This is a genomic window from Corallococcus exercitus, from assembly GCF_003611585.1.
Classification (GTDB): Bacteria; Myxococcota; Myxococcia; order Myxococcales; family Myxococcaceae; genus Corallococcus; species Corallococcus exercitus.
Genome location: NZ_RAVW01000649.1, coordinates 1 through 3,457, shown reverse-complemented (window position 1 = coordinate 3,457; position 3,457 = coordinate 1). Strand labels below are relative to the sequence as shown.

Genomic DNA, 3,457 nt, shown 5'->3' with positions numbered 1-3,457 from the left:
GGATGGGAACGCGGCGGGACGTGGGGAACGTGGCGGAGGCGGAGGGCGTGCGCCTGCTGGAGTCGAAGGGCTTCCGGGTGGTGGCGCGCAACTGGACGTGCCGCTACGGAGAGCTGGACATCGTGGCGGAGCAGGGCGAACTCATGTGCTTCGTGGAGGTGCGCATGCGCTCCACCGCGGCGTGGGGAGACCCCTCGCACACCGTGTCCTTCGCCAAGCAGCGCCGGGTGGTGAAGGCCGCGCTGCACTACCTCTTCCAGAACGGCATCGACGGGCGCATGGTGCGCTTCGACGTCATCTCCGTCGTGGGCCAGGGCGAGCACGCCCGGGTGGAGCACCTGCCCGCCGCCTTCGACGCTGGCATGTAAAGGAATCCTTCCTTGGCTGGAACGCTCTACCTCGTGGCCACGCCCATCGGGAACCTGGGGGACGTCACCGCCCGGGCCCTGGAAACGCTGCGCACCGTGGGCTTCCTCGCGTGCGAGGACACCCGGCACTCGCGCATCCTCCTGGACCACTTCGGCATCGCCGGGAAGGACCTGGTGAGCCTGCCCGCCTTCGCGGAAGGGCAGCGCGCCGGGCGCATCCTGGACCGCATCGAGGCGGGGGATGACTGCGCGCTCATCACCGACGCGGGCAGTCCCGGCATCAGCGACCCGGGGGAGAAGCTGGTCGCGGAGGCGCTGGAGCGCGGCCTGAAGGTGGAGCCGGTGCCCGGGCCCACGGCGCTGGTAGCCGCCCTGAGCGCGTCGGGGCTGCCCACCGGGCGCTTCCACTTCCTGGGCTTCCTGCCGCGCAAGGGGCCGGAGCGCCGGGCCATGCTGGATGAAGTGGCCCCCCTGTCAGCCACCTGCGTCCTCTACGAGTCCCCGCGCCGCCTGGCGGAGACGCTGGCCGACCTCCAGGAGGCCTGGGGCGACCGGCGCGCGTGCGTGGCGCGCGAGCTGACCAAGCTGCACGAGGAGTTCGTCCGGGGTCCGCTGTCCACCCTCGTCGCGCGCTACGCGGGCGAGGAGACCCGGGGCGAGGTGGTGGTGCTGGTGGAGGGCCGCACCGGCGAGCAGCGCTGGAGCGAGGACGAACTGCGCCGGGCGCTGGAGGCGGGCCTGGCTCGCGGCGAAAAGCTCAAGCCGCTGAGCACCGAGCTGGCCCGCCGCGCGGGATGGCCCGGCCAGGACGTGTACCGGCTGGGCCTGGGGTTGAAGCAGCGCTGAAGCAGCGGCAAGCGAGCCCCGCCGCTGCTTCGTCAGGCCGGGGTGCTCAAAAGCTGAAGGTCGCGCCCAGGTCGAAGCGGAACGTGGTGCTCTGGATGGCCCGGAAGCGGCGGGACACCGTGTCGTAGCGCCAGTCGAACGTGGGGTTCAGCTCCGCCGAGCCCGGGGCGGTGTCCACGGTGCCGTCGCCGTTCAGGTCCTGGCCGATGGCCTCGGTCGTGAGCAGGTGGTCCGTGTTGTAGAGGAACTTGCCGGAGGCGTGGATGGTGAAGGCCTGGGCGGCGGCGGCGGTGACGGCGAACTGGCCACCCACCTGGAGGTAGTCGTCGGAGGTGAGCAGCTTGCGCAGCGCGGAGCTCAGCTCGTTGTAGTACCGGCCGCGGCCCACGTAGTTGCCCAGGAGCCGCAGGTCCAGGGTGAACTTCTGGGACTTCGCCGCGTTCTCGAAGGGCACCAGCTCCATGCCGAAGGTGATCGCCGTCTGCGAGGGGGCATGGATGCCCGTCTCCTTGCGGGTCCACGGCGCCTTGTAGCAGTTGTCCGGGGCGCCCAGGTTGGGCGGGTTGGCGCCGAACTGGTCGCAGTTGGAGTAGGCGCCGGGGCCGCGCACCGGGATGGTGTGGGACGCCTTGAAGTACGGCTCCGCCACGCCCATGCGCCGCGAGAAGGCCGTGTAGAGCTCGTACTTGTGGACGCGGTCGCCCACGTTGCCGCGGTCGCCATCCGGGTCCGTGTTGTCCAGGCTCGGGTCGCGCAGCTTGGCGGTGGGCGCCTCGTAGTCGATGCCGACGATCCACGTGGGCTTGGTGTCGTCCTTCTCCTGGTTGAAGAAGGCGTACGCCAGCCCGAAGTGCACGTTGCCCAGACCGCCCCGGTAACTCTCCTGGGGCACCTGGAACAGCCGGCCCGCGCAGCCATCAGCTCCGTCCTTGTAGGGCGAGCCGTCCGCGTCGAAGCAGCTGTTGGTGATGGTCGAGTTGCGCTGGTTCGTGCCGGACACGAAGTTCCAGGTTTCGTTCTGCTGGAAGACGATGGGCAGCTTGAAGCTGAACTCCAGGTCCTTCCAGAGACCGAAGGCCACGGCCAGATTCAGCCGCGCGTCCACGCCCTTGTACCAGAGCTCGTTGACCTCCCGGACGTCGGTGGCGCCTTCGCCGCCGAGCTGCTCGCGGACGATCTTCGCGCGCGTCTGCGTGCGCTCGAAGCCCACGTCGAGGAAGAGGTCGAACGGATCATCGTCCTCGAACGAGGAGGCAATCCGGGTGATGTCCGCAGCGCTGGCGGCGAAAGGCACGCCCAGCGTCAGCGCGGCGATGACGGCGCGAAACCTGTGCATCCACTACCTCCGACGACCACGGCCCAGGCCTGCCAGCTAGCCGTGCCGTCGGAGGAGTGTCAAGAAATGGGTGGGCCTTACTTGCCGGCCACGGGCGTCCCGAGCAGTCCGTCCAGCCGCTGGACCTCGGCGTCGAAGGCGCCCTTCTGGGAGGCCACCAGGGCCGCCCGGAAGGTCTTGTGCTGGTCGAAGGGGTCCAGGACCCGGTCGTCCCCCGTCATCAGCTGGTAGTGCAGGTGGGGGGCGAAGGAGTGGCCCGTGTTGCCGCTCTGGGCCAGGACCTGGCCCGCGGACACGCGCATCCCGGCCTGGACCGTGCGGGGCAGCTCCGACAGGTGCAGGAAGAGGGCGCGGCGGCCCTTGCCTCCGGACTCCACCAGCTCGATGCAGTTGCCGTTGCTGCCGAAGTTCCAGTTCTTGCGCTTGATGACGCCCGCGAAGGGCGCCCGGACGGTGGTGCCCACCGGGGCGCGGAAGTCCACGCCCTTGTGGCCGCGGCCGTCGCGCAGCAGGGAGGTGATCTGCTCGTAGCTGTCGATGGGCGACTTCTCCATCCGCAGCTCCAGCTCTTCACCGCTGGGCAGGTAGTAGTGGGCGTTCGGCTCCCCTGCGGGCGTGAAGCGGTAGGCGCGGTGCGTCTGGCCCGTCTTGCCGCTCACGAAGCGCACCGCGTACACCAGCGGCTCCTCGTTGGGGCGGCGCTGGTAGATCACGTCCAGCGTGTCCCCCCGGAGGATCTCCCCGGGTACGCGCACCCACCACACCAGCGTGCGTGTCACCACCTGGGCCAGGGCGGGGCCCACGGTGGCGTCGGAGGCCTGGACGAGCGCCGTCTCCAGCGGGCCCTCGATGCGGATGGACGCGCGCTCCAGGCCGGCGGCCTTCACGGGGTCGGTGGGCGCGGGCG

The 3,457-nt window shown here is 70.3% G+C and carries 4 protein-coding genes; 2 read left to right on the top strand and 2 right to left on the bottom strand.

The window, feature by feature from the left end; all coding sequences use genetic code 11:
- The first annotated feature begins 2 nt into the window (after nucleotides 1-2).
- Together D7W79_RS40260 and rsmI are read left to right on the top strand one after the other, a co-directional pair.
- On the top strand, nucleotides 3-368 hold the full coding sequence (locus D7W79_RS40260) for a YraN family protein (protein ID WP_120530504.1): 366 nt from the start codon (nucleotides 3-5) through the stop codon (nucleotides 366-368).
- Nucleotides 369-380: 12 nt separating this feature from the next.
- On the top strand, nucleotides 381-1,214 hold the full coding sequence (rsmI, locus tag D7W79_RS40255) for a 16S rRNA (cytidine(1402)-2'-O)-methyltransferase (protein WP_120530503.1): 834 nt from the start codon (nucleotides 381-383) through the stop codon (nucleotides 1,212-1,214).
- A 46-nt stretch (nucleotides 1,215-1,260) separates the two neighbouring features.
- Here the strand turns inward: rsmI and D7W79_RS40250 are convergent, their stop codons facing one another.
- Both D7W79_RS40250 and D7W79_RS40245 read right to left on the bottom strand, forming a co-directional pair.
- Nucleotides 1,261-2,550 (bottom strand): hypothetical protein, encoded by a 1,290-nt coding sequence (locus D7W79_RS40250; RefSeq protein WP_120530502.1) that lies wholly within the window; start codon nucleotides 2,548-2,550, stop codon nucleotides 1,261-1,263.
- 77 nt (nucleotides 2,551-2,627) lie between these two features.
- Nucleotides 2,628-3,457: M23 family metallopeptidase (locus tag D7W79_RS40245; RefSeq protein ID WP_147442308.1), on the bottom strand; the 830-nt coding region annotated here is incomplete at its 5' end.